25 protein-coding genes, 1 tRNA gene and 1 riboswitch are annotated in these 25,029 nt (G+C 34.6%); of the genes, 9 read left to right on the top strand and 17 right to left on the bottom strand.

What is annotated here, in order from left to right; genetic code table 11:
* Positions 1 to 107 precede the first annotated feature (107 nt).
* The 6 genes from U473_RS01495 (at position 108) to U473_RS01470 (ending at position 5,101) form a co-directional block, all read left to right on the top strand.
* Positions 108 to 1,028, top strand: a complete 921-nt coding sequence (locus U473_RS01495) for a BRCT domain-containing protein (RefSeq protein ID WP_068722692.1) — start codon at positions 108 to 110, stop codon at positions 1,026 to 1,028.
* A 141-nt stretch (positions 1,029 to 1,169) separates the two neighbouring features.
* Positions 1,170 to 1,973, top strand: a complete 804-nt coding sequence (tcmP, locus tag U473_RS01490) for a three-Cys-motif partner protein TcmP (protein WP_068722691.1) — start codon at positions 1,170 to 1,172, stop codon at positions 1,971 to 1,973.
* 69 nt (positions 1,974 to 2,042) lie between these two features.
* Positions 2,043 to 2,762, top strand: a complete 720-nt coding sequence (locus tag U473_RS01485) for a DUF5131 family protein (RefSeq protein ID WP_068722689.1) — start codon at positions 2,043 to 2,045, stop codon at positions 2,760 to 2,762.
* 140 nt (positions 2,763 to 2,902) lie between these two features.
* On the top strand, positions 2,903 to 3,538 hold the full coding sequence (locus U473_RS01480) for an ImmA/IrrE family metallo-endopeptidase (protein ID WP_068722687.1): 636 nt from the start codon (positions 2,903 to 2,905) through the stop codon (positions 3,536 to 3,538).
* Positions 3,532 to 3,999 carry a S24 family peptidase gene (locus U473_RS01475; protein ID WP_068722685.1) on the top strand — a complete coding sequence of 156 codons (468 nt, stop codon included), beginning with the start codon at positions 3,532 to 3,534 and terminating at the stop codon, positions 3,997 to 3,999. The genes U473_RS01480 and U473_RS01475 overlap by 7 nt, the downstream gene beginning before the upstream one ends.
* Positions 3,968 to 5,101 (top strand): site-specific integrase, encoded by a 1,134-nt coding sequence (locus tag U473_RS01470; RefSeq protein WP_068722682.1) that lies wholly within the window; start codon positions 3,968 to 3,970, stop codon positions 5,099 to 5,101. The genes U473_RS01475 and U473_RS01470 overlap by 32 nt, the downstream gene beginning before the upstream one ends.
* 100 nt (positions 5,102 to 5,201) lie before the next feature.
* Here U473_RS01470 and U473_RS01465 read toward each other — a convergent pair.
* The 3 genes from U473_RS01465 to U473_RS01455 all read right to left on the bottom strand — a co-directional run bounded on the left by U473_RS01465 (position 5,202) and on the right by U473_RS01455 (position 7,738).
* Positions 5,202 to 5,277 (bottom strand) — tRNA-Ala (locus U473_RS01465).
* Between the two features lie 81 nt (positions 5,278 to 5,358).
* The gene (dnaI, locus tag U473_RS01460; protein WP_068722680.1) at positions 5,359 to 6,282 is read right to left on the bottom strand and encodes a primosomal protein DnaI; all 924 of its coding nucleotides are present in this window, start codon (positions 6,280 to 6,282) and stop codon (positions 5,359 to 5,361) included.
* Between the two features lie 19 nt (positions 6,283 to 6,301).
* On the bottom strand, positions 6,302 to 7,738 hold the full coding sequence (locus U473_RS01455; RefSeq protein WP_068722678.1) for a DnaD domain protein: 1,437 nt from the start codon (positions 7,736 to 7,738) through the stop codon (positions 6,302 to 6,304).
* A 160-nt stretch (positions 7,739 to 7,898) separates the two neighbouring features.
* Between U473_RS01455 and U473_RS15600 the strand changes: the two genes are divergently transcribed.
* Positions 7,899 to 8,192, top strand: a complete 294-nt coding sequence (locus U473_RS15600) for an IscA/HesB family protein (protein ID WP_399168555.1) — start codon at positions 7,899 to 7,901, stop codon at positions 8,190 to 8,192.
* Positions 8,193 to 8,235: 43 nt separating this feature from the next.
* Here U473_RS15600 and nrdR read toward each other — a convergent pair whose 3' ends face one another.
* The 3 genes from nrdR to speD all read right to left on the bottom strand — a co-directional run bounded on the left by nrdR (position 8,236) and on the right by speD (position 11,380).
* A complete protein-coding gene (gene nrdR, locus U473_RS01445; protein WP_068722674.1) occupies positions 8,236 to 8,691 on the bottom strand; it encodes a transcriptional regulator NrdR in 456 nt (151 codons plus the stop codon).
* Positions 8,692 to 8,864: 173 nt separating this feature from the next.
* A complete protein-coding gene (locus tag U473_RS01440) occupies positions 8,865 to 10,571 on the bottom strand; it encodes a Na+/H+ antiporter NhaC family protein (protein WP_082732307.1) in 1,707 nt (568 codons plus the stop codon).
* Between the two features lie 133 nt (positions 10,572 to 10,704).
* Positions 10,705 to 10,881: riboswitch (Lysine riboswitch) on the bottom strand.
* 109 nt (positions 10,882 to 10,990) lie between these two features.
* Positions 10,991 to 11,380 carry an adenosylmethionine decarboxylase gene (gene speD / locus U473_RS01435; protein WP_068722672.1) on the bottom strand — a complete coding sequence of 130 codons (390 nt, stop codon included), beginning with the start codon at positions 11,378 to 11,380 and terminating at the stop codon, positions 10,991 to 10,993.
* 297 nt (positions 11,381 to 11,677) lie between these two features.
* On the opposite strand from speD, the gene U473_RS01430 reads away from it, so the two are divergent.
* Positions 11,678 to 11,908, top strand: a complete 231-nt coding sequence (locus U473_RS01430; RefSeq protein ID WP_068722670.1) for an alpha/beta-type small acid-soluble spore protein — start codon at positions 11,678 to 11,680, stop codon at positions 11,906 to 11,908.
* Positions 11,909 to 12,007: 99 nt separating this feature from the next.
* Here U473_RS01430 and U473_RS01425 read toward each other — a convergent pair whose 3' ends face one another.
* The 9 genes from U473_RS01425 to U473_RS01385 form a co-directional block, all read right to left on the bottom strand.
* The gene (locus U473_RS01425) at positions 12,008 to 13,045 is read right to left on the bottom strand and encodes a glyceraldehyde-3-phosphate dehydrogenase (RefSeq protein WP_068722668.1); all 1,038 of its coding nucleotides are present in this window, start codon (positions 13,043 to 13,045) and stop codon (positions 12,008 to 12,010) included.
* A 222-nt stretch (positions 13,046 to 13,267) separates the two neighbouring features.
* Positions 13,268 to 13,606 carry a lytic transglycosylase domain-containing protein gene (locus U473_RS15085; protein WP_235589129.1) on the bottom strand — a complete coding sequence of 113 codons (339 nt, stop codon included), beginning with the start codon at positions 13,604 to 13,606 and terminating at the stop codon, positions 13,268 to 13,270.
* Between the two features lie 245 nt (positions 13,607 to 13,851).
* Positions 13,852 to 14,448 (bottom strand): dephospho-CoA kinase, encoded by a 597-nt coding sequence (gene coaE, locus U473_RS01415; RefSeq protein WP_068722666.1) that lies wholly within the window; start codon positions 14,446 to 14,448, stop codon positions 13,852 to 13,854.
* Between the two features lie 12 nt (positions 14,449 to 14,460).
* Positions 14,461 to 15,108: a sporulation membrane protein YtaF gene (gene ytaF / locus U473_RS01410; RefSeq protein WP_321164177.1), complete on the bottom strand. Its 648-nt coding sequence runs from the start codon at positions 15,106 to 15,108 to the stop codon at positions 14,461 to 14,463.
* An 87-nt stretch (positions 15,109 to 15,195) separates the two neighbouring features.
* Complete coding sequence (gene mutM / locus U473_RS01405) at positions 15,196 to 16,032, bottom strand: DNA-formamidopyrimidine glycosylase (protein ID WP_068722662.1); 837 nt, start codon at positions 16,030 to 16,032, stop codon at positions 15,196 to 15,198.
* Between the two features lie 19 nt (positions 16,033 to 16,051).
* The gene (polA, locus tag U473_RS01400) at positions 16,052 to 18,703 is read right to left on the bottom strand and encodes a DNA polymerase I (RefSeq protein WP_068722660.1); all 2,652 of its coding nucleotides are present in this window, start codon (positions 18,701 to 18,703) and stop codon (positions 16,052 to 16,054) included.
* A gap of 184 nt (positions 18,704 to 18,887) precedes the next feature.
* Positions 18,888 to 19,727, bottom strand: coding sequence for a prohibitin family protein (locus U473_RS01395; RefSeq protein WP_068722658.1), 840 nt, complete (start codon positions 19,725 to 19,727; stop codon positions 18,888 to 18,890).
* 93 nt (positions 19,728 to 19,820) lie between these two features.
* Positions 19,821 to 21,614, bottom strand: a complete 1,794-nt coding sequence (gene pnpS, locus U473_RS01390; protein WP_068722656.1) for a two-component system histidine kinase PnpS — start codon at positions 21,612 to 21,614, stop codon at positions 19,821 to 19,823.
* Positions 21,601 to 22,320, bottom strand: a complete 720-nt coding sequence (locus U473_RS01385; RefSeq protein WP_068722654.1) for a response regulator transcription factor — start codon at positions 22,318 to 22,320, stop codon at positions 21,601 to 21,603. Before U473_RS01385 ends, pnpS begins: the two co-directional genes overlap by 14 nt.
* 158 nt (positions 22,321 to 22,478) lie before the next feature.
* Here U473_RS01385 and U473_RS01380 point away from each other — a divergent pair, with 158 nt between their 5' ends.
* Complete coding sequence (locus tag U473_RS01380; RefSeq protein ID WP_068722652.1) at positions 22,479 to 22,880, top strand: DUF3899 domain-containing protein; 402 nt, start codon at positions 22,479 to 22,481, stop codon at positions 22,878 to 22,880.
* A gap of 147 nt (positions 22,881 to 23,027) precedes the next feature.
* Here U473_RS01380 and U473_RS01375 read toward each other — a convergent pair whose 3' ends face one another.
* Together U473_RS01375 and U473_RS01370 are read right to left on the bottom strand one after the other, a co-directional pair.
* Positions 23,028 to 24,005: an ABC transporter ATP-binding protein gene (locus tag U473_RS01375; protein WP_068722650.1), complete on the bottom strand. Its 978-nt coding sequence runs from the start codon at positions 24,003 to 24,005 to the stop codon at positions 23,028 to 23,030.
* Positions 23,992 to 25,020 carry an ABC transporter ATP-binding protein gene (locus U473_RS01370; RefSeq protein WP_068722649.1) on the bottom strand — a complete coding sequence of 343 codons (1,029 nt, stop codon included), beginning with the start codon at positions 25,018 to 25,020 and terminating at the stop codon, positions 23,992 to 23,994. Before U473_RS01370 ends, U473_RS01375 begins: the two co-directional genes overlap by 14 nt.
* Positions 25,021 to 25,029: the final 9 nt, after the last annotated feature.

Genomic DNA, 25,029 nt, shown 5'->3' with positions numbered 1-25,029 from the left:
TATAATACATCGAAGAAACGACTACCTACTCGGAGTCGTTTTCGTGCTTTTAAAGGGGAATGTCGAAATAGATCAGATTATGCCAAAAATATATAGGAGGGGTTACAATGGGTTCATATGAAGCAATGGAGTATAGAAGGTTTACATCTAAAAGTGAATTTGACAAAGCAATTCATACACTTGAAGGAATACTTAAAGGAATTGCTTTAGATACGAAGATTAACTCTAAAGAGATTGAGGAATTAAATCACTGGTGTATTTTGCATCGACGTTTCTTACATAAATCCCCATTCAAAGAACTTATCCCTTTAATAGAACAATCAATTGCTGATAATGAAATAACGATCGAAGAAAGAGAAGATATTTTATGGGTGTGCAATAACTGTAAAGCTGGCAATCAATATTTCGATGTCATTACATCAGATATTCAACGATTGCAAGGATTACTTCATGGAATATTATCAGATAATGAAATTAACCAAGAAGAAATAAGTGGACTTAAAGATTGGTTAAATGAAAATGAACATTTAGCTAGTACCTTCCCTTATGATGAGGTATACAGTCTCGTAGTTTCAGTTTTAGCTGATGGTAAATTAGATGAACAAGAAAAGAAACTACTAGAAGTATTTTTTACAGAATTTATTGATACCCAATCATCCTATAACATAAATAAGTTGGATCTGGAATTAAAAAAAGAAATAAAAATAAGTGGAATAGCTGCAATTTGTCCTGAAATTAAAATTAAAGGCAAAAGTTTTTGTTTTACTGGTGCTTCATCTCGTAGCACAAGAAATAAAATAAAAGAGCAAATAAGATCACTTGGTGGACGATTTAATGATAGAGTTACTCAATCTACTAATTATTTAATAGTTGGCGACTTAGGAAACCCTGCTTGGGCATTTTCATGTTATGGCAGAAAAGTTGAAAAAGCTATGCAACTTCGTAAAGCAGGGCAGAAAATTTTAATCGTTCATGAAAATGATTTTTGGGATCAGATAGAAGATTTGCGGATTGTAGATTTAGCTTAAACTTTAGACATTGTAAAAAAAGTATCCTAAATCATAGATTTTGATTTAAAAAATAAAATAATACAATACATCAGAGAAAACCGGCATCCATAGGATGCCGCTTTGTGTATATAGTATATAAAATAAGGGGGAAATTAGCTAATGGCTTATGGTGGTAAAGATAATACAATTGGTGAATGGTCAATTGATAAGTTAGCTTTTCTTGAAAAATATTTACCTATATTTGTAAATGCTACCAAAAGAGCGTTACATCGTTATTACATAGATGGATTTGCAGGAAATGGTGAATGGATACACCGAGAAACTGGTGAGTACGTCCCAGGGTCTGCGACAATTGCATTAAAATATGCCAATGATTTTACAGGACTTCATTTTGTTGAAATGGATCCAGATCGAGTAAGTAACTTAAAAAGATTGGTAAAAGATTTTTCCACTGAACATAAAGCAAAAGTACATCAAGGTGATACAAACATAATACTCCCAGAGATAATGAAAGGAATTCATCCAAAAGCCCCTACATTTGTCTTTTTAGATCCATCAGGAGACCAATTAAACTGGAAAACCATAGAAAGTCTTGCAAATTGGAAAACAGAACTCTTTATTCTTTATCCTTATCATATGACAATTGCAAGATATCTACCAAATGACAAAGATGAATTAAAAGATTGGCAAAAAGGACGCCTTAATAATTTCTTCGGAACCGATGAGTGGTACGATATATACACTTCAAATGATCGTCTTTACCTTTTATCTGAGCTACTTAATCTCTACAAATCTAGACTTGAAAAGCTCGGATATAGTTATTGCAACGTATCAGAAGTCTTTAAAAATACGACTGGTCAATATCTTTACTATATGATATGGGTTGGCAAAAACGCAGCAGGTAAAAAAATAATGGATTGGGTTTATAAGCAACAAAATCCTCAAATCTCACTAGACATATAAACTTTGCCAAAATAGAACTTTTGTTCGTTTTGGTTTTATGGTATAATCTTCTTGAAGGGAGATGTTTTTATGGCTGGATCATCATCAATTGAATGGACAGAAGCCACGTGGAATCCTGTCACTGGATGTACCAAGATTTCAGAAGGATGTAGGCATTGTTATGCGGAACGCATGGCAAAAAGATTATATATGATGGACAACCATCGTTATAAAAATGGGTTTAATGTTACGTTACACTATGATCTAATAGATCTACCCCTTAAATGGAAAAAGCCCAAAAGAATCTTTGTTAATTCTATGTCTGACTTATTCCATGATGATGTCCCATTTGAATTTATCCTTAAGGTATTTCAAACAATGGAAAAAGCATCTTGGCACACTTTCCAAGTGCTAACAAAACGTTCTGAGCGTTTACTTGAATTAGCTCCTCTCTTACCATGGCCTTCTAATGTTTGGATGGGAGTAAGTGTTGAGGATGAAAGAGTTATTGAGCGAATCGACCACCTAAGGAATACGCCTGCACAAGTGAAGTTTTTGTCATGTGAGCCATTGATTGGACCATTAAATAATCTAAATCTAGATAATATTCATTGGATTATAGTTGGTGGAGAATCTGGTCCGGGAGCTAGGCCTATGAAAGCTGAATGGGTTCGTTCAATACGGGATCAAGCTCACAATCAAGGGGTTGCCTTCTTCTTTAAACAATGGGGCGGCGTACAGAAACATCGAAACGGCAGACTACTAGACGATAGAGTCTGGAATGAATATCCTCAGTTACAATATGTATAATTTTTAAAAAATTTATAGCCCATTCGTGGGCTTTTTGTTTTATAATATATACGAACATATTTTCTTATAAACTCTCTTTCGAGAGCTTTTCTTTTACACTAAAAACAGAACAAATGTTTGTAGTAAGGGGGGAGTAAAAATTGTACAATTATAAGTTAACACCGTTAGAAAAATGGATAAAAGATTTTTATCTGCAACTAGAAATAACAGAACCGTATCAATTAGATATGAATGATATTGCAGCTAAGTTAAACATTTGGATTTACTTTGAAAATATGTCAAGTAGAGCAATCGAACGTAAAGGATTGGCTAGCATCATCGTTGATAACCGTCTATCCGTAGCTGAGCAATTGGAAGACTTCGGCCACGAAATGGCTCATATTCTTAGACAGTCCGGAAATCAAATGTTGCTTCCTGAGAGTTTTGTACAATTCCAAGAAGTTAAGGCAGATAATTTCGCACTTGAATTCTGTATCCCTACTTTCATGTTATTGAATTTCTCGCTCCCACAATCGAAGCTTGCGGCAATCAAATATATATCTGACACCTTCAATGTAACGTTAGAGTTTGCTAAGAAGAAACTTGCAAAGATAGAGCGCAACCTTTTGCAATCAAAATTAGATGAGCAGTTTCAATCTATGATCGAATATGAATATACATTGAAGAAAAGATACCAGGCTGATTTTACCGAAGTAAGGGAAAATAAGGTCTACTTTTACCAGAAGGGTGCTGGAATAAAAAATATACTTACCATTAAGGAGGAAGCCAAATGCTAATAGAAATTCGTTCTAACATATCATCTCTGACTAAGCGGGGCTTATATGATGCATACGAGATGGGTATGGTCGAGGCAAACTATCCAATCAATGTTGACTACGCTCTACAAATTAATGATTATGGCTTAAATTCGCTTGGGATTGATCAAGGGGATATTTTACTTGTAGAAAGAGTGAGATGGGTATCCTCTCCTATTCAGCTCGTTGTCGCAGTAATGGATGATGAAATGGTGGCTAGGGTATTCACTCAACGAGAAGATGAATCCATACATTTACTTGCTGATGGTGTTGAGGATATTGTAGTTTATCCGGATGAATTGAATATCATCGGAACCTGTTTATATTTTATTAAGCCTGAAACTGGCGAAATTAAAACAATCAATGCAGAAGATATGCTTATAAAGAGAGAAAGATTTAGGGGGAGATACAATGAAAGGACACGTGCGAAAGCGTGGATCTAAATGGGTTTTTGTAGTTGACGTAGGTAGAGACGAAAAAACAGGGAAAAGGATTCGTAAGTGGTTTTCAGGATACGATACAAAAAAAGCTGCAGAAAAATCAATGGCACAAAAAATACATGAGCTGAATACCGGTACCTATGTTGAACCATCTAAAGAGACATTAGCTTCATTTATTCAACAATGGCTCATAGAAAAGAAAAAGAATGTAAGAAACTCAACGTATGAAAGCTACGAAATATTATCAAAAGTTCACATCATCCCAAAGATTGGTCACTATCAACTAAACAAACTAAACCAAGTCCATATCAACAAATTTTATGATGAGCTTTCCGAAACGCTTTCTAATTCAACAATATTAAAAATCCATAAGATTCTAAAGATGGCTTTAAACAAAGCTGTCCAGTATGGCTATATTGCAAAAAATATCATGGGAGTAATTGATGCACCAAGACTAAATAAACCAGAAATGACCGTATGGAATGAAGAAGAAGTTAGAAGTTTCTTAGAAGTAGCAAAAGAAGAACGTTTGTATATCGCATTTCTCTTAGCTGTCACAACTGGTATGAGACGAGGAGAGATATTAGGGCTTAGATGGAAGAATATTGACTTTGAAAACTATTCCATCTCAGTTATCCAAACACTTTCTAATACAGGTGATCGATTTCAAGAGACAAAGACATCGAATGGTAAAAGATCGATTGCTTTACCTGTTGAAGTGATTGATCAACTAAGGCGCCACAAATTGATGATTGCAAAAGAAAAGCTGAAAGCAGGACCGGTGTATCAAGATAATGATCTTATCGTATGTACATCCATAGGTACAAAGATGTTACCATCTAATCTTAGACGAACTTGGAACCGTTTATTAGAGAAGTGTAATGTTCCCAAAATTCGTTTTCATGACCTTAGACACACTCATGCAACCTTACTATTAAAACAAGGGGTGCATCCAAAAATTGTCCAAGAAAGACTTGGTCACGCGAATATAAAAGTAACACTAGATACTTATAGTCACGTACTTCCAGGGCTTCAAGAAGAAGCGGCTAAACGATTTGGAGAATCACTTTTTAAAACTAAAAATAAGAACATCGATTCGCTTTAGCCTGCAAAAGGGTTGCAAAATGGTTGCAATCCTTCTTTTTTGCATAAAAAAAGCAAGGGATGCATCTCGTACAAACCCTTGCTGATATTGGTTTTTTTCATGGTGGAGCATAGGGGGCTCGAACCCCTGACCTCTACACTGCCAGTGTAGCGCTCTCCCAGCTGAGCTAATGCCCCATTCTTAAGACAAAAATTATTATAGCATCCTCTTCATTTACATTCAACACTTTCAAACCTAAAAAATTCGCATCAAAGGGGTCATTCCAACATTCTTCTGTTAGGTCCATCGACAAAGTAAGGCACTGTATAATGCCGAATTCTTTCCATAATTCTTTTGGCCTTTAAGCTTTCCACTCCACCTTTATTTGAATAGGCCAGATGCTCTTCTAAATCATCATAATTTAAATTAGAGGAATATAAGATAGGCAACCCTTTTACTACCCTAGCTTGTAAGATGGCTCCTAGTATTTCGTCTCTTTCCCATTGAGAAATCGTTTCTGCTCCAATATCGTCTAAGATTAGAACCTCAACCTCTTGTAAAAGCTTCATTTTTTCATTTAAGGTTTGGTCTTGGATAGAACTTTTCATTTCTCTAAAAAAATCAGGTACATAGATCATTAAAGTGGAAATTTTATTTTCTGCTAATTTCTTCGCAGTCGCTGCCAACATGTGACTTTTTCCAACTCCGAGCGGACCATATAAATAGATTCCTTTTCGTTTTTGACCAGATTGATAAAGGTCAATAAATTTTAATAATCCCATAAGGGCTTCTTTACGTCCTAACGTTTGATCAATCTCTTTAAAAGAAGCCTTCAAAACTTCCTTTGGAATATATTGGCTCTTAAATAATTGATTTTTATATTCCTCTTCTTCTTGGTTAAGTAACTTTTGGCATTTTGTTAATATACTTTGAATTTGGCCATATTCAAATTTTAAAGTCGTATAATGCCCTTTTAATAAATTTGGACAATTATCAATTCCAATGCAGAGGGAACAATTCTTTTTATCCTCGATATATTGATAAAGTTGATTTAATGAAGGAAGAATCATCTCTTTAGAGAGTTCGTTTGTTTGAAAAAGTGACTGTAATTCTGGATGTTGTTCAAAATAACGAACCCATTTTTGCTTATTAACGCTTAAGTTGGGTATTAATTCACCTATGATTTGACTTAAAGGATCCATATTATCATCTCTCCCCTCATTAAATTTCTCCTAATTTCCTTAACAATTGATTGATTTCATCCTGACTTTCTTTATCTATAGAGTCAGTTGTATTCTCTTTCTGATGATACTTTTCTTCTTGCTGTAAAATATAATCTGGTATCTTCTCTTTCTTTCCCGACTTTGTGGAAGTAAAAGCTTTCTTGGCTGCATTCTTTGAACCTTTTTTTACCTCTTTCCATTCTTTATACAATTGATGCTCCTTCTTGGCCACATTTTGCGCTTCATTTACGGTTTTGATTTTTAGACGTTTCCAATGCCCCGCGATCTTTTCCGTTAAATTCTTAGGAAGTTTATATTCATTAGTCAACATAATATATTCTATTAATACATTTACTACTCCTGATGGCAATTGATAATCAATTAACAGTCCTTCAATTAAGTTTAAATCTGCTTCTGCTATCTTTCCACCACCTTGATATTGTTTCATTAGTTCTATAGGAGTTAAATGTTCTAATTCCCATTGATGTTGCTCTGCTTTACTAAGATTGTGGGCTGATTTCTGTTTTTTTTCATCAACCAGCTGTTCTTTTTGAACAATGACAACTTCCTTTTCAGCAAATTGAACTCGCTCTTTTACCCTTTTTCTGAGTGACTGCTTATCAATTTTTCCAGTTGAATCATAAATGGTATGATCCTTTAATAGATTGATCATGTCAGTTTCAGATAATTGATAAAGGAAAGCTAATTCATGTAAAAGTTTTTCTAAATCTGAATCGATGATTTTTTCTAAGGGATAGATGGAACTACCCATTCCTTTTATAAAATCAATATCAAGATATTTTTTCTTAATATCTAGTTTAGGTGATTGTTTTTTCTCTTCCTGATATTCGAGCGGTTGAATCAATTGCTCTATTTCAGAACCTGGTTTTATCTTGAATTCAGAGGCTAAAACAGTATCAAAAACTTCATCAAATGACTTGGTTATTTTCTCAGCAAATATGTAGTACCCATGGTTCCAATTTAAGTTTGGTGTCAACTTAGATTTTAAGGTTTGAAAAGCTGACTTCCCTAATCGATTTAACAACAATAGGCTTAAAACGTCACTCTGAAAAAATTGGATAGGATGTAGTGGTGGAAATAGGGTATATTCAAAGATATGTTCATTTTTTTCAACGTGTTTATACTTTATAGTCTCTAAAAGACCAACAGCCTCCAAAACTTTTCTCGCTTTAATAATCGTTGGAAAGGAAAGCTGAAGTTGTGTCATTAAACCTCTATGCAGATTTGGTATTGAAACACCTGCCTGTCCTAAAGGAAGGTGATAAATGAAGGTTAAATATAAACTTAGAGCCTCTGTGCCAATAATGGGTTGATATAACTCAATCATGTAAGAAAATTGGGTAGTTTCGATTGAATTAGGTAATCTTATAATATAAGAATCCTGTGGTGTAATTTCATTGAAGATGTAAGACATTCTAAATCAACCCCTTTTATAAAAAGCTTATCTTTATTATACCATCACTCTAACTTAACAAAAACAACACTTGTTTCTCCAAACCAATCCATATATAATACCTTTATGGGTATTTAACTCACAACTAGATGCTTAAACATTGAGAAGGGGAGGTAATGATATGGTTTCCGTAACACCAAGTGCAAAGGATAAGCTTGAAGAGTTACTGAAAGAGAAACAAAGTAGCGCAGCAATCCGTGTATATATTGCTGGTTTTGGCTGAGGCGGTCCATCCTTGGGATTGGCTCTGGATGAGCCAAATGAAGAAGATAAAGTTTTCGAATATGAGAACTTTAAAGTGGTCGTCAATGCTAAAGAGCTTGAAAATATAGGCGATGTTGAAGTAGATTTTCGTGATTCCCGCTGGGGAAGTGGCTTTACTGTTAGATCTACTTTTGGTTCAACTTGCTCATAATATCACATTATTTAAATCCCCTCCGAATTGGAGGGGATTCTCTTCATCCTTTTCGCAGTAACTCAGAAATCTCTTGAATAAATACATTAATATCTTTAAACTGGCGATAGACTGAGGCAAAACGAACATAGGAAATTTCATCAATCTGATATAGTTTTTCCATCACCATTTCACCAATGACTCTGCTGTCAACTTCTGATTTCAAATCATTTCTTAATTCTCTTTCAATATTTGCCACCATATTTTCTAACGTTTCTAATGGCACTGGTCTTTTTTCACATGCTCGAATAAGCCCTCTTAGCACTTTTTCTCTACTAAATTCTTCACGACTTCCATCTTTTTTAATGACTAAAATGGGTGTTTCTTCTACTTCTTCATAGGTATTAAACCTTCTATTACATGAATCGCATTCTCTTCTTCTTCGTATGGATTTTCCATCATTGATCGGTCGAGAGTCTAATACTCTTGTCCCATTATAATTGCAGTAAGGACATCTCAATATTTCTCACCCCAATTTTTTCTCCCACATCTATGTGCGCTTAAGGTTGTACAAGTTATTATAAGTTTCCCTTAATTTCTTTAAAAGGTCAAGGGGAAATCCTTCCTATATTTCACCGTAAAAATGATTACTCCCACTTTTAAAAGTGGGAGTAAGGAAATTTGTCGGCTATATTAATTTTCAACTGGTTTTCCTGCAAAGCGAACTAACAAGATTACACCAAGGATACCGATTGGAAGTGTAAACCAAACTGATAGTCCTAATCCGACAGGTAAATAACCTAAGAAAATAGTTAAAATAGCTATTGGAATCGCATAATCTAATTGGGTTCTTACATGGTCTAAATGGTCACTACCTGCTCCCATCGAAGATAGGATCGTTGTATCTGAGATAGGAGAAACATGGTCGCCAAAAATTGCACCTGTTAATACTGCTCCTGCGCTCATGATAATAAAATTAGGGTCTGAAGATAATGCAGCTGCCAATGGAATAGTTAACGGCATTAAGATACCCATCGTACCATAAGATGTACCAGTTGCAAATGAAATAATTGCTCCAAAAATAAAGATAATCGCTGGTAAAGCAAATGCTGGTAGGGTATCAGATAATAGACCAACAAGATATTTTGCTGTACCTAATTCTTTCATTGTACTACTTAAGGACCACGCTAATAGTAAAATAACCCCAGTGATCAAAAGAGACTTCATTCCGTTAATCCATGTTTCAATCGCTTCCGAAACGGTAAAGATCTTCTTTCTAATACCCATGATCATGGCCACAATACTTGCAAAAAGAGCAGCCTGGAATAATACTACACTTGCATCAGATGATCCAAAAGTCTCACGAATGGCTGCAAAGGATAATGGACTAGATTGAATCAGTTGTTTTACAGCCTCATCCTCTCCACCCATGATCGCCATGTACCCATTGTAGTAAAAGCCACCAAAGGATAGAATCATTAAAAGCCCGATGGGAATAATTGCATTCCATATATTTAATTGGATACCCTCTTTTGGCTGAACATCTTTATCATCAGTTGCCATTGGTTTTGCTGTATCCGCTAATACTTTTCCTGTTGTTCTTGCTCGACGTTCTGCCTGATACATCGAGCCAAATTCTCTCATAAATAATGCCGTAGCTACAACAAAGACTAATAATAAAATATTATAAAATCGAAAAGGGATTGTATCCATAAAGACACCATAAGCATTGACATCTTGCCCAATTGAAGAATATGCATCTTTAATTAACCCTACTTCATAGCCAATCCAAGTAGAAACTAATGCAATACCCGCTATTGGCGCTGCAGTGGCATCAATAATAAATGAAAGCTTTTCTCTTGACACTCGTAATTTATCTGTAACAGGACGCATAATCGGTCCAACAATGAGTGAATTCGCATAGTCATCAAAAAAGACCAGTATGCCTAAAAGCCAAGTAATCACTTGTGAACTTCTTGGGGATTTTGCTTTTTTTGCTAACGATTCAGCTACCGCTCTTGCCCCACCCATCTTTGTAACTAAGGCGATTAGCCCACCAATTGCTAAAACTTGAAGGATAATTCCAGCATTCCAAGGGTCTGCTAAAGATGTCAAAATATATTGTACAACCTGAAGCAATCCCTGAAATAAGGCACCTAAAACATTATACGATGTAAGTTGTAACAAAAATGCTCCTGAAAAGACGCCGATAAATAGCGACAACACAACATTTTTTGTAATAAAAGCTAATATGATTGCAATCAATGGCGGGATTAATGTCCAAAAACCAAACTGTTTTGCATGTTCTGCGGCTTGATCGATTTCTTCTGCAAAAGCAGGCAAATGTTGAGATAATATGATGAATAAAGTAAATAAAAACACAGATATTTTGTTTCTCACTCTCTTTGCATCTCCTTTATCTATTTTAAATATGTTCGAACAAAAGCATATGATAAACAAAAAACCTTGAAGCTATATATGCCTCAAGGTTTATTATGCCCAAATAAATAAGTAATTCATAAAAAAACACTTGTTGGCAGATAGCTCTCCACAAAATACATTTTGTGACAGTTCTACATATATTTTACGCAGAACCAGCATATAACTCTTTGGGCTAAAGTTATACACTTCGGCGGTTCTTCCTTTCAGATTACCCAAAGCCCTATTGAAGATAATCTTACTCTTAAGTAACCGCACCTCTATACTTACCAGTTCATATTCGCATATTATAATTTTTGTTCGACTTTTATATATTACTAAGTTAATGCTATTATGTCAACAGTAAAAAAAGAAGGATCAGATCCTTCTTTTTGGATAGCTTATTTGCTATACGTTTCAATTTTTGTTGGTTCAATCACGACTGGTCCAACACCACGTGGAACTTGTACAGATTCACGAGTTGTTGCTTCAAGTTGCTTCGTAATGTAATTTGCAGCAACATTTGGGTCAATTCGATCACCACAAGTATATACATCAATACTTGCATAAGAATGCTCAGGAAAACTGTGAATCGTTAGATGGGATTCTGAAATAATGACAACTCCACTAACCCCCATCGGTGCAAACTTATGAAAGGCAACTTCACGAATTTCTGCGCCAGCTTCAAGTGCTGCATCAACCATCGTTTTTTCAATAAATTTTAAATCATTTAATTTTTCAACATTACAACCCCATAATTCTGCAATTACATGACGTCCCATAGTATCCATAACGTCATCCCCCTTTTTACAATAATTCCATGCCCTCTCAAGCATGCGGGACCTACGTCATCTACCACGGGGGAAAGTTAGTCCGATGAGGTCCTAACCCTTTGAGTAGATACTGGTTCCTTAGTTATTTAAAAAGTAAATTGAATTTCACGAATTTCAGTATACTGGTTTTATCCCCTTTTTGCAAGAGAATTTTTATTTTTATTTTCATCTGCTGACACTGGAATCACTTACCTGTATTGAAACATTTGATTCTACATACAATACGATTACCAACCGATAAGGAGGTGAACAACAATGGCAGCAGGGCAAGAGCGCAGTAGCAATCAATTAGTAGTTCCTCAAGCAGGTCAAGCTTTAGACCAATTAAAATTTGAGATTGCTAATGAATTAGGAGTTCAAATTCCTCAAGACGGTTACATGGGATTCATCGCTTCCCGTGATAACGGTGCAATCGGAGGTAACATTACTCGTCGTTTAGTTCAAATCGCTGAACAACAACTTGCAGGACAAACTGTAACTAGATAATTAAATAAGATGCTCTGAAGTATTTGGAGATATGCTTCAGAAAAAAATTAACAGCACTGATAAACTCAGTGCTGTTATAGTATCTTATGCATTTCAAATTTATGCGGTTAAAACTTTATTTTTTTGTTTTTGTTTTTCTTTATCATGAAGATATTTAGCCAAATCAACTACCCGACATGAATAAGCCCATTCATTATCATACCAAGCCATTACTTTGATTTGATTTTCTCCAATGACCATTGTCGATAAGCTATCTACAATCGATGAATGATCGTTTCCTATAAAATCAGAAGATACTAGGGGTTCTTCACAGTATTGAAGGATGCCGTTTAATTCCTGCAAGCTTGCTTTCTTCAGAACCTCATTCACCATTTCAACTGTCACTTTTTTTTCAACTTGAACAACAAGATCTACGATTGATACATCAGGAGTGGGTACTCTGAGAGCGACTCCATTCAACTTTCCTTTTAATTCGGGAAGAACAAGAGACACTGCTTTTGCAGCTCCAGTTGAAGTTGGAATAATCGATTGCCCCGCTGCTCTAGCTCTTCTTAAATCTTTATGCATATTATCAAGGACTCGCTGATCATTGGTATAGGAATGAACTGTAGTCATCATTCCTGATTCAATTTTAAAATGTTGATGTAAAACCTTTGCAATAGGTGCTAAACAATTAGTAGTACAGGAAGCATTGGAAACAATATGGTGTTGCTCAGGATCATATTGATCATGATTAACTCCCATGACAATCGTAATGTCTTCTCCTTTTGCCGGCGCAGTGATAATCACCTTCTTCGCCCCAGCAGAAAGATGTTTACTCGCACTTTCCTTGTCTCTAAATTTTCCGGTAGATTCGATAACCACATCTATATTTAGATTTTTCCATGGTAAGAATTCAGGATTACGTTCAGATACGATCATAGTTTCTTTATCATTTACAAGAATCGTTTGTCCATTCACCTTTATATTTGCATTTATTTTCCCATGTACTGTATCGTATTTTAACAGATGAGCCAAAGTTTCAGGAGGGTAACTTGCATTAATTGCAACAATTTCAATCTCTGGATTTTCCATTGCCCTTCTAAAAACCATACGCCCAATACGACCAAATCCATTAATCGCTAATCTTAATGGCATATTTCTACTCTCTCCTTCACATTATAACATACTAATTTATCTTATTTACTATAATAAGTATAACATATTTAAAAAAATAGCACTAAAATTGTTCTGTTTCAAAAAAAAAAGACTCAATAAAGAGCCTTCTTATAAAAAGGAGTTTGTATATTCCATAAGCAGCGACTTTTGGGAGTCCTCACAACGGAGCACGATGGAATATACAAATTTATTTATAAAATACTATATATCAAATTCAGACGAATAAATCCATTGATAGCGTTCATAAAAATGGAGAACCCTTTGTATGTAATGCCTTGTTTCTCCGAATGGAATTTGATCAATGGTTCCAGCATTCCCATCCCATATCCCATCTTCAATCCACTTTTTTACATTACCAGGCCCAGCATTATATGCAGCCATCGTATAAATTTCGTTGCCTTGAAATTGTTGATGGATATTTGCTAAATACCAACTTCCCAATGCGATATTCACCTCAGGCCTTGATAAATAATCAAGTGATTGTGGTGGGAAATTGCCTTTTTCAATAATCCATTTTGCTGTTTCAGGCATGATTTGCATCAATCCAATTGCACCTTTTTTAGAAATTTTTTTTCATCAAATCGAGTTTCAACTTGTATGATAGACAAAATTAAGTAGGGATCAATGTCAAATTGGCGAGAATATTTGTAGATGATATCATTATATTTGATTGGATACATGAGTTGCCAAAGCCATTTTGAATTTAAACTTAAAAAAACTAAAAATAAAAGAAAAAAAATAAGAGCCGATTTTTTTGGTAAATGGTTTATTTGCCATCCTTCTTTTTAATCCAACTTTCCATACCATTTTTTTATACATTCAACAACCTGCAATTCTGTGTTGGATATGCCCAAACTATTGTCAATAACGATATCTGCCATTTCTTTTTTCAAATTCAAGTCCAGTTGCGCTCTTATTTTTGATAATGCTTCTTCTTTGGTGATCCGGTCTCGTTCCATGAGCCGACTTAACTGAATTTTTGGGTCAACATAAACAACAACAATCAAATCAAACAGTCGCTCTCTTTTTGATTCAAATAATAATGGAATGTCCACGATGACGTGATCGTATTTCGTTTGTAACTCTTTTGCTCGTTTAACGAGAGAAGCAAAGATAATGGGATGTGTGATCTCATTAAGTATTTCCCGTTTTTGAGAATCATTAAAAATAATCTTCCCTAATTTTTTTCGGTCAATCGTTTGATCTGGTAATAAGATTTCCGAGCCAAAATGATCAATAATCATTTGCCATGCTTCTTCACCAGGTTTTACAATTTCCCTTGCAATCTGGTCTACATCAATTACAGGTATTCCGTACTTTGCAAATAATTTGGATACTGTACTTTTCCCACTACCAATGCCTCCCGTTAACCCAATAAGCATCAAATCACTCCATTAAAAGATTTTAATAATCCCCATCATGATCAAAATAAGTCCAGGTAGAATTGTAAATCTTTTTAACCATTCTACATCAGAAAACAATAATCCTACCTTCATCCCTACTAATATAAAAAGCCCACTCATTCCTGCAATCATCGTAGCTGTCTTTAATGGTTCGAAACCAATTAAAGCTGCTCCTAATCCTGCACCAAATGCATCTAAGGATAAAGCTATTCCTAAAAAAGCTGCCTCCATTGTCGAAATAACCCCTGAACGGTCGATATCTGCTTTCATTGGCATCTTTAAAATTTGAATGACAAGGCCTAATTTTTTAATTTCGATCGAAATCATCTTTTTTTCTTGATATTCATATACAGGAGTAGGGCACTCAACATCCTCATGGCTATGTCGAGTCACTTGGAAGATAGCCCAAACTCCTATACATATCAATATGATAGAACCAATCCATTTAGCCATATATGGTGACAATACATAGCTAATCCATACCCCTAATTGCATAGATAAAAGAATCATAGAAGCTGAAAGCAATGCAATAATCAAAATAGAATATATAGGAATACGTACTTTTCTTATACCATAAGTCACACCTACACCAAAACTATCTAGACTTACAGCTAAACTTAAAATGATTAGAGAAATCATATGCACGATTGCTCTCCCCTCTCCAAAAGCTCTACATTGAAAACTTACCTTAATATCTTATGGAGTGGGCGCAAAAGGGGTGCAATGTTAGCTCTTAAAATTCTTTTGGCAATTAGGACAAAAATGTGTCCCTCTTCCACCTACCTTGATTTTTTCAATTAGTGTTCCACATTGATAACATGGTTGACCTGTACGACCATAGACAATTAAATGATCTTGCATTGAACCTCTACCATAAAAGCTTTCATAAGTTCTAATCGTCGACCCACCTTTTTCAATCGCTTTTAACAAAACCTGTTTCATAGCTAGGATCAGTTGATCAATTTCCTCATCTGTAAGGGAATTACCCGTTCTTAAAGGATGGATCTTACTTAGTGCTAAACTATCATCCACATAAATGTTACCAAGACCACTTACAATTTCCTGATTTAATAAGCTTTGTTTAATCGGTGCAGATCTTGTTTTCAGTTGTTGCTTAAAAAGCTTTGGATCAAAGTTTGGATCAATCGGTTCTTGACCTAATTTTTTTAAAGATTCAAATTCTATTTCCTTACCTTTTGAGACAACATCCATCGTTCCAAACTTTCTGACATCACGATATTGAAGGATACTTCCATCAGTAAAGGTAAAAACAACATGTGTGTGCATATCAAATTCCTTCATTTTTTCTTCATGATAAATATATTTTCCTTCCATGCGTAAATGAGAAATCATCGTTACACTATTCATATAGAATAGAAGATATTTTCCCTTTCTTCCGATACCTTCAATCGTTTGTCCTTGTAATATCCATTTAAATTCTCCGATATCACCAGGTGTTCTAATGATTTTAGGATAAAAGACATTTACTTCTTTTATCGTTTTTCCTATAATTAACATTTCCAATGATCTTCTCACTGTTTCAACTTCAGGTAATTCTGGCATAAAGAATCCTCTTTCAATCTTATTTCGCTTCGTACCACGTTTTTCCAATATTCATATCAACTTTCAAAGGAACGTTTAAGTCTAAAGCATGTTCCATGGTATCTTTGACTAAAACCTTCATTTCATCTATCTCATCAGGATGGACTTCAAAGATCAATTCATCATGAACTTGTAGTAATAAACGACTTCTTAAATGCTTTTGTTCCATTTGTTCTGCCACCTGAATCATCGCTAATTTGATAATATCAGCTGCTGTTCCTTGAATTGGGGTATTCATAGCTGTTCTTTCTGCAAAACTTCTCAAGTTAAAATTAGAACTATTGATATCTGGTAAATATCTACGACGATGTAATAAGGTACTTACATAACCCTCTTTTTTTGCCCTTTCAACAATATCCTTCATATATTGCTTGACGCCATGGAAAACCGCAAAATATCGATCAATAAATTCTCCAGCTTCTTTTCGGGAAATATTAAGGTTTTGGGATAGACCATAGTCACTAATTCCATAAACGATGCCGAAATTAACAGCTTTTGCTTGTCTTCTCATCAATGAAGTGACTTCATCCTCATTGACCCTAAATACATCTATCGCCGTCTTTGTATGGATATCCATATCTTTTTGAAATGCTTCTATTAATTTTTCATCATTTGAGATATGGGCGAGTACCCTTAATTCAATTTGTGAGTAATCTGCTGCAAGGATCAGCCAATCAGGTTCAGAAGGAATAAATGCCTGTCTAATTTTTCTTCCTTCTTCCAAACGGATCGGAATGTTTTGTAAATTTGGTTCTGTACTGCTTAAACGACCCGTAGCTGTAATCGCTTGATTAAAGGTTGTGTGAATCCTTTTTGTTTTAGGGTGAATCACCTTTAAAAGTCCTTCAATATAGGTTGAATATAATTTCCCTAACTGACGATAATGTAAAATCTGTCCAATGATTGGATGGTATGGCTCCAATTTTTCAAGAACATCAGCACTAGTGGAATAACCTGTTTTGGTTTTCTTCATGATCGGTAACTGCAGCTTATCAAATAATATTTCACCTAATTGTTTTGGTGAATTGATGTTAAACTCCACTCCAGCTAACTCATAAATTTCCTCTGTCAACTTCTTTAATGTCTGCTCAATTTCTACTCCCATTAGTTTTAGGCGCTCTTCGTCTACTTTCACTCCAATTTTCTCCATTTTTGCTAATACCCTTGATAATGGAAGCTCAACAGCATACAATAACTCAGATAATTGATTTTCTATTAATTTGTTCTCGATAAATGGCTTTAAGTGATAGATCACATGAGCTTTTCGACTGATATGTTCCATTAATAGATTCTGCTCAGGTATCTCTCTTTTTGCCCCTTTTCCATAAAATCCTTCGTCTGATTGTAGACCCATGTAATTGTATTGCTTGGCGATGTCAGATAGAAAGACAGCTCCATCAGAAGGGTTTAACAAATAGGAACCTAATAATAGGTCAAATTGTATCCCTTCTATTTGAATATGATTCCAGAAAAAGACCATTTCTGTTCGCTTGGCATCATACACCCATTTTGCAGCATCCGGATTTTTAAGCCAATTTTGAAACTCAGGCCAATCCATAACATTTTCAATAGACAGAAACAATTGTTCAGTATCATTTGACAAAGAGATCCCCAAAATCTTATCCGTAGAATTTTCCCCATTTGTTTCCACATGAAGTGCAAGTGGTTGGTCACCTTGATTTAAGATGGTATTCCAGATTTGTTTACTTTCATCTGTAAAAGAATTAATCTTCAGTTGCAAGATTTGATCTTGGTGTATATTTTCTCCTTTATCTATTTCTAATCGTTCAATAAGTGAATGAAACTCCCACTTTGAAAACAACTCATATACTTTTTCCTGATCAAAACCATGATAAGTTAGCTGTTCGATTGAAAATTGCAACGGTACATCTCTAAAAATAGTAGCCAATTGCTTACTTAATATTGCCTGTTCACGATAGATTGATAAATTTTCTTTTATCTTTTTACCGGAAATTTCATCAATATGTGCTAGAACTTCTTCAACACTACCATATTGATGAAGTAATTTTAATGCTGTTTTTTCACCAATTCCAGGTACTCCAGGAATATTATCAGAGGTATCTCCCATTAATCCTTTTAGATCGATAATTTGTTTTGGAGTGAGTTGATATTTATCTTTGATCTGCTTTGGCCCATAAGCTTCTACTTCTGTAATTCCTTTACGAGTAAGATAAATGGAAACATGATCAGAAGCCAACTGAAGCATATCTTTGTCCCCAGTTACAACAATCGTATCCAAATTTTCTGTTTCTGCAGTTTTAGTTAAAGTTCCAATAATATCATCAGCTTCATAACCATTAAGTTCAAAATATGTAATTTGGAATGCTTCTAGTAGTTCACGTAACATTGGAAATTGCCCAGACAATTCAGAAGGAGTTTGCAGCCTTTTCCCTTTATATTCTTTAAAATCCGCATGTCTAAACGTAACTTTTCCAGCATCAAAAGCCACAAGAATATATTCTGGTTTAATCTCGTCTAATATTTTTAATAAGATTTGTGTAAATCCATAAACCGCATTTGTGTAAATACCTTGTCTATTACTAAGCAGTGGTAAAGCATAAAATGCTCGATTCGCAATACTGTTTCCATCGATTAAAACCAACTTCCCCATCTTTTCACCTCGTCTCATATTCACAATCTATCATAACACTGTAAGGATATCCTCTTCAAGCAATACAAGATAGCCCACAAAAGTGACGATCTCCTTTGAAGCCTATTCCGATTACTTTTGTGGGGTCCCAATAAAAAACAGCCCCCAAAAGGAGACTGTAATTTTATAATCATTGATATTGATCTTATTTAATTCCATTTACATCAATAAAAGGTGTTGCCCCACCTGTAACATTTGGAAGCTTACCATCCCATTTCTTAATGGCTTCCATTTGTGCTTCGATTTTTCTTAATTCAACAAGCTCTGGAGTTACCTCTTGTTTTTGTAATCTTAATGATTCTGCTTCTGCTTTTGCTTGCTCAATCTTTTGTTTTGCCTCAATTTCAACTCTTTGCAAATCTAATTTTGCTTTTAATGCTTGTTGTTCAGCAACCTGCTTTTGTTCGATCGCATTATTAAATTCATTGCTAAACTTAAATTCAGTAATATTGATTTCATCAAGTACCATATTATAATTTGCTAACTTCTTCGCTAATTGTTCTTTTACTTTAATACTTACCTCAGGCCTTTTTGAAATTAACTCTTCAGCTGTATATTGAGCCGTAACAGCTTTAAGCGCTTCTCCAATTGCAGGGTCTACAATCCTTTCCTTATAGGCTAAACCTACATTTTGATAAAGTTTATTCACTTCTTCTGGATTAAGGTGAAAGTTAACAGCAACTACAGTAGTAACGACCTGTAAATCCTTGGATGCAGCAGTTTGTTCAGATTGAGCTTTTTGTACACGAACCTCTGCTGGAATCACTTCTTGAATAAATGGAATCTTAAAATGAAGTCCTTCATTTAATACGATAGGTTTAACAGCGCCTAGTTGTAAAACAATTCCCCTATTTCCTGCCTCAACAATAACAAATGAATTTAAAGCTAACAAGACAATGAGCCCAAGTATAACAAACATTGAAATGGTACGTCCTGTTTTCAAATTCATTTTTGGTTTCATATCAATCACTTTTTCGTTATCCATTTCCTTACTCCTCTCGTTTCATCAAACTAATCTTTTCTAGATCGTTATATATTCATTATTTACTACGATTTAAAATAAGAAAGGTTTCATTTGTTAAATCCCATTTCCATCGATCTTTTCCTTTTTATATTTAGGCAGAATAATAGCAAACTTCGTTCCTTTTTGAACTTCACTTTCCACCTGAATATAACCTTCATGGGATTCAACAATATGTTTTACAATTGCTAATCCTAAACCTGTTCCTCCAGATTCTCTTGATCTAGCTTTATCCACTCGATAAAATCGCTCAAAAATTCTAGATAAACTTTTTTTAGGAATACCTATTCCAGTATCTTCAACCGTTATTTTTATTTGTTCGGGCTTGAAGGCTTTAAGCGTCACCTTTATAGATCCATTAGCAGGTGTATATGCCATTGCATTTGTCAAAAGATTGATAATAACCTGTCTTATTCGATCTCCGTCTACTTCAGCATGGATATCATCAAGCTCTTCAACAATATTTAATTGTTTTTTTACAGCTTGTGGTTTGAACGTCTCAATGGTGCTATGAATAAGCTCTCTCATATCTACCGTAGAATAGTTTAATAAGTTTTGGTTTAACTCAATTTTAGATAAATCTAATAAATCACTTATTAAACGATGAAGGCGTTCACTTTCGTTATAGATGATTTGCAGAAAAGCTCTACTTGTTTCCTCATTTTTCAATGCACCATCTAGTAAAGTTTCTGCAAAACCTTTCACCGCAGTAATCGGTGTTCTTAATTCATGTGAGACATTAGCTATAAATTCCGTTCTCATATTCTCTAAGTGTTTTAGTTTTGTAATATCATGGAGGACAGAGACAACCCCATTAATCTGTCCTTTTGCATCATAGATCGGAGCTAAATGACAATCTAGATATTTTTTGATTGGATATTGGATACTAATTTCTGCGTGAATAGATTCTCCGGTATTTAAGGACCTTTCTATCAATTCACTTAAAGCGTAATTTTGTCCAGCTTCTATATGATATTTACCTATGATTTGTTCAATTTGTTCTCCCAATAACCATTCAATTGCTGGATTAGCAAGAATTATCTTCCCTGATTTATCGACTAATAAAACCCCATTTGCCATATTGTTTAATACTGTTGTTATTTTTTTCTCATTTTCATGAATGGTCATAATCTGATTGTTTAAACTGTCTGCCATCAAGTTAATGGCGATTCCTAATTGCCCAATTTCATCATTACTGTTTAAATGAATCCTTGCAGAATAGTCTTTATTGGTTATTCTTTTTGCGATTTCTGTCATATCTTCAATTGGTTTTGTAATTTTATTAGAAATTCGATAACTAATAAGAATAGTAATCAAAAAGACAATGAATAAGCCAATGACCAAACTATACCAAAAACTTTCTAGTGATGCCTTAATCTCATTCACAGGTAGAGATAAACGAACAACACCTATAATTTGATTATTTTTCATGATTGGGACGGAAGTGTACAACATCTCCATTCCTAGTGTATGACTATAACGAATTGCTTTTCCAATCTTTCCATTTAACGATGTCTGTACTTCTGGACGATTAGCATGATTATCCATTTTATTTTTGTCATATTTCGAATCAGCTAGTACCAAGCCATTTTTATCAATAAAAGTAATTCTCGTATTTAATTCTTTTGATGTATTGTTAGCTAGTTGTTGAAATAACACTAAACCCTCTTTTGAACCGATTTCCCAGGAAATCATATCTTTCGTAAGATTAGCTTCTTTGACTAAACGATCTCCTAATGCATTAAGGTAGATCTTATCAATCAAATTGGTAAGGAAAAAACCTAAACTAAGTAAGGAGATCCCGATTAAAAGTGTAAATGTTAATGTTAAACGATTTCTAATTTTTTTCATTGCTAGGATCACCAAATTTATAGCCGATGCCACGAATGGTTTTAATATACTTTGGTTGTCTCGTATCTTCTTCTATTTTTTCTCGTAAGTGGCTCACATGAACATCAACAATTCTTGAATCTCCTACAAAATCATAATTCCAGACCGCATTTAGCAATTGGTCTCTTGTTAAAACTTTTCCTTGATGCCTTACCAAATAAAGTAATAATTCAAATTCCTTTGGTGTTAGTTCTAATAATTCTCCTTTTAACCTTGCCTCGAACTTTTCTTCTTCAATTTGTAAATCACCAATTTGAATGTTTTTTAAATCTTCATCTTGTACTTTTTCAGATAATCTTGATTGATACCTTCTTAATACCGCTTTTACTCGTGCTATTAATTCTCTAGTACTAAAAGGTTTTGTCATATAATCATCTGCACCTAATTCTAAACCAAGAACCTTATCAAACTCTTCATCTTTTGCAGTTAATAAAATAACTGGAATTTCCATTTGATTTTTCCTAAGTTCCTTCAAAACCTCTATCCCATCTAGGCCAGGTAACATAATATCTAAGATCATTAAATCGTATGGGACTTTCATACAAAGCTCTACCGCCTGTCCACCATCAGACGCTACTTCTACAGAATACCCCGATTTTTCCAAATTAAATTTAACTAAGGTGACAATTGAAGGTTCATCATCAACAACCAATATTCTCTTTTGCATGAAAATGCCAGTCCCTTCCTAAATAAATTAACCAACCTAACATGCCTAGTTTAATTAAAACATACATTAAGTAAATTGTGTATCCCTTCCATATTTGATATGATATTTAGTGATGATTTTTCATTATGCAATGAACTAATTGAAGGAATGATTTGTACGTGGCAAAAAGAAAATGGTTTATTCGCATTATTTTGTCTATCACTTTTTCTATTCTATCGGGTATGATATCGATCATAACTGAAGGTAAATTTCTTACCAATTATATCAATATCTCTTTTATGATTGGTCTATTTCTTTTGATGATAAGTGGAGTTGCAGTTGTTATTTTTTCTGGTTTTTTTGATCTGTTTGCGAAAGGATGGAAACAGTTATTTTTTAAATCGGATCCCTCTGTCGATCGATCACATTGGCGTTATGAAATAAACGCTAATGGTGAAAGTAAAGATGATCTTTTAAGAAAAAATGCAAAAAGAGAGTTATTTATCTTTATACCTTTATTCATTTCACTATTTCTCATTATTCAATCCTATTTTTTTCTTTATTTATTGGTATATAACTAAACCTACAAAATTAACGACTTTCCTCTGAAGCGAACTCCAATTACTTTTGTGGGATCACACGAATTTGAAAGAAAGTTAAACCTTCTTTAGTATTTAAAAGAACCCTATTGTATCCTAAAAATGGATCAACAGGGTTCTTTTCAGATCTTATTTATATAAATGGCAAGCAACAAAATGTCCTGGTTGAACCTCTTTTAAAACAGGTGTTTCAATTGCACATTCTGGCATTGCCTTTGGACAACGTGTTCTAAAACGACAACCACTTGGCGGATTTAATGGACTTGGAACATCCCCTTCCAAGATGATGCGTTCTCTTGTTCGCTCGATTTTAGGATCAGGTATTGGAATAGCAGATAATAATGCCTCTGTATAAGGATGAAGAGGCTTATTATATAATTCAATACTTTCTGCTAATTCGACTAGATTACCTAAATACATGACACCAATTCGGTCACTTATATGTTTTACCATGGAAAGATCATGGGCGATAAACAAATAAGTTAAACCTCTTTCTTTTTGTAAATCTTGTAGTAGGTTAACAACTTGTGCTTGAATTGAAACGTCTAAAGCTGAAATTGGTTCATCAGCAATGATAAAGTCAGGTTCTACTGCTAAGGCTCTAGCAATCCCAATTCTTTGACGTTGACCCCCACTAAATTCGTGTGGAAAACGGTTAGCATGTTCACGATTTAAACCAACAGTTTCCAATAAATGATAAATTCGTTCTAACCTTTCTTTTCCTGATGCTAAATTGTGAATATCAATTCCTTCACCAATGATATCTGCAACAGTCATTCGAGGGTTTAAAGATGCATAAGGATCTTGGAAGATCATTTGCATCTCCCTGTTAAATTGCTTTAAATCATGTCCTCTAAGGTTATTAACCTTTTTCCCCTTAAAAATAACTTCGCCACCTGTAGGTTCATACAAACGGATAATGGTTCTTCCTGTTGTTGACTTTCCACATCCTGATTCACCAACAAGTCCTAGGGTTTCCCCTTTTTTCATGCTAAAAGTAACACCATCTAGCGCTTTTACAACACCATTTCCAACTTTAAAGTGCTTTTGTAAATTTTTTACCTCTAAAATCGTTTCACTATTGCCACTTTGTTTATTTTGACTCATGCTTCGCACCTCCTACCGCTAATGGTGTACCCTCTTTAGATGCTTGCGGATGTTGTAGCCAACAATGAACCTTATGACCTGGGCCAATGATCGACGCTTCAGGGAATTCCTTTGTACAAATCTCCATTGCAAAAGGACATCTTGGATGGAACGGACATCCACTTGGCGGGGCTAATAAATCTGGTGGCGTTCCTTCGATTGAATCTAAACGATGACCTTTAGAATCTAAGCGTGGTACGGATTTTAATAATCCCCAGGTATATGGATGTTGTGGGTTATAGAAGATATCATCTAAATATCCTTGTTCCACAACTTGACCCGCATACATAACAATTACTTTTTGTGCAATATCAGCTACAACGCCTAAATCGTGAGTAATAATAATAATCGAAGTATCTAATTTACTTTGCAAATCTTTCATCAAATCAAGAATTTGCGCTTGAATTGTAACATCCAAAGCAGTCGTTGGTTCGTCTGCAATCAACAGTTTTGGACTACATGCCAAGGCAATAGCAATCATAACCCTTTGTCTCATCCCACCACTAAATTCATGTGGGTATTGTTTAACACGTAGTTCAGGGTTAGGAATTCCTACAAGTTCTAACATCTCAACAGATCGTTTTAAAGCTTCTGCTTTATTCATTCCATGATGCTTAATTAAGCCCTCAGAAATTTGTCTACCTACTGTCATTGTTGGATTTAATGATGTCATTGGGTCTTGGAAAATCATACCAATTGAAGAACCACGGATTTCTTCCATTTCTTTATTGGATAATTTAATCAAATCCTTACCTTCAAAAATGATTTCTCCGTTTTTATATACACCAGGTGGTGTTGGAATCAGCTTCATAATCGATTGAGAGGTAACACTTTTTCCACTACCAGATTCTCCTACGATTGCGACAGCTTCTCCCTTTTCAACATCAAATGATAAGCCACGAACGGCTTTTACTTCTCCAGCATATGTCAAGAAGGAGACTTCTAGATCTTTGACTTGTAACACTTTTTCTGCCATGATTCTCTC

The sequence above is a fragment of the Tepidibacillus decaturensis genome (genome assembly GCF_001561915.1).
In the GTDB taxonomy this organism is placed as follows: domain Bacteria; phylum Bacillota; class Bacilli; order Tepidibacillales; family Tepidibacillaceae; genus Tepidibacillus_B; species Tepidibacillus_B infernus.
This window is presented reverse-complemented; position numbering and strand designations above follow the sequence as displayed.

Coding starts and splice junctions, on each gene's coding strand:
- U473_RS01495 (WP_068722692.1), top strand. CDS start 108: ATGGGTTCATATGAAGCAATGGAGTATAGAAGGTTTACATCTAAAAGT.
- tcmP (WP_068722691.1), top strand. CDS start 1,170: ATGGCTTATGGTGGTAAAGATAATACAATTGGTGAATGGTCAATTGAT.
- U473_RS01485 (WP_068722689.1), top strand. CDS start 2,043: ATGGCTGGATCATCATCAATTGAATGGACAGAAGCCACGTGGAATCCT.
- U473_RS01475 (WP_068722685.1), top strand. CDS start 3,532: ATGCTAATAGAAATTCGTTCTAACATATCATCTCTGACTAAGCGGGGC.
- U473_RS01470 (WP_068722682.1), top strand. CDS start 3,968: ATGAAAGGACACGTGCGAAAGCGTGGATCTAAATGGGTTTTTGTAGTT.
- dnaI (WP_068722680.1), bottom strand. CDS start 6,282: ATGGATCCTTTAAGTCAAATCATAGGTGAATTAATACCCAACTTAAGC.
- U473_RS01455 (WP_068722678.1), bottom strand. CDS start 7,738: ATGTCTTACATCTTCAATGAAATTACACCACAGGATTCTTATATTATA.
- speD (WP_068722672.1), bottom strand. CDS start 11,380: ATGGATACTATGGGACGTCATGTAATTGCAGAATTATGGGGTTGTAAT.
- U473_RS01430 (WP_068722670.1), top strand. CDS start 11,678: ATGGCAGCAGGGCAAGAGCGCAGTAGCAATCAATTAGTAGTTCCTCAA.
- U473_RS01425 (WP_068722668.1), bottom strand. CDS start 13,045: ATGCCATTAAGATTAGCGATTAATGGATTTGGTCGTATTGGGCGTATG.
- U473_RS15085 (WP_235589129.1), bottom strand. CDS start 13,606: ATGCAAATCATGCCTGAAACAGCAAAATGGATTATTGAAAAAGGCAAT.
- coaE (WP_068722666.1), bottom strand. CDS start 14,448: ATGCTTATTGGGTTAACGGGAGGCATTGGTAGTGGGAAAAGTACAGTA.
- ytaF (WP_321164177.1), bottom strand. CDS start 15,108: ATGATTTCTCTAATCATTTTAAGTTTAGCTGTAAGTCTAGATAGTTTT.
- mutM (WP_068722662.1), bottom strand. CDS start 16,032: ATGCCAGAATTACCTGAAGTTGAAACAGTGAGAAGATCATTGGAAATG.
- polA (WP_068722660.1), bottom strand. CDS start 18,703: ATGGGGAAGTTGGTTTTAATCGATGGAAACAGTATTGCGAATCGAGCA.
- U473_RS01395 (WP_068722658.1), bottom strand. CDS start 19,727: ATGGATAACGAAAAAGTGATTGATATGAAACCAAAAATGAATTTGAAA.
- pnpS (WP_068722656.1), bottom strand. CDS start 21,614: ATGAAAAAAATTAGAAATCGTTTAACATTAACATTTACACTTTTAATC.
- U473_RS01385 (WP_068722654.1), bottom strand. CDS start 22,320: ATGCAAAAGAGAATATTGGTTGTTGATGATGAACCTTCAATTGTCACC.
- U473_RS01375 (WP_068722650.1), bottom strand. CDS start 24,005: ATGAGTCAAAATAAACAAAGTGGCAATAGTGAAACGATTTTAGAGGTA.
- U473_RS01370 (WP_068722649.1), bottom strand. CDS start 25,020: ATGGCAGAAAAAGTGTTACAAGTCAAAGATCTAGAAGTCTCCTTCTTG.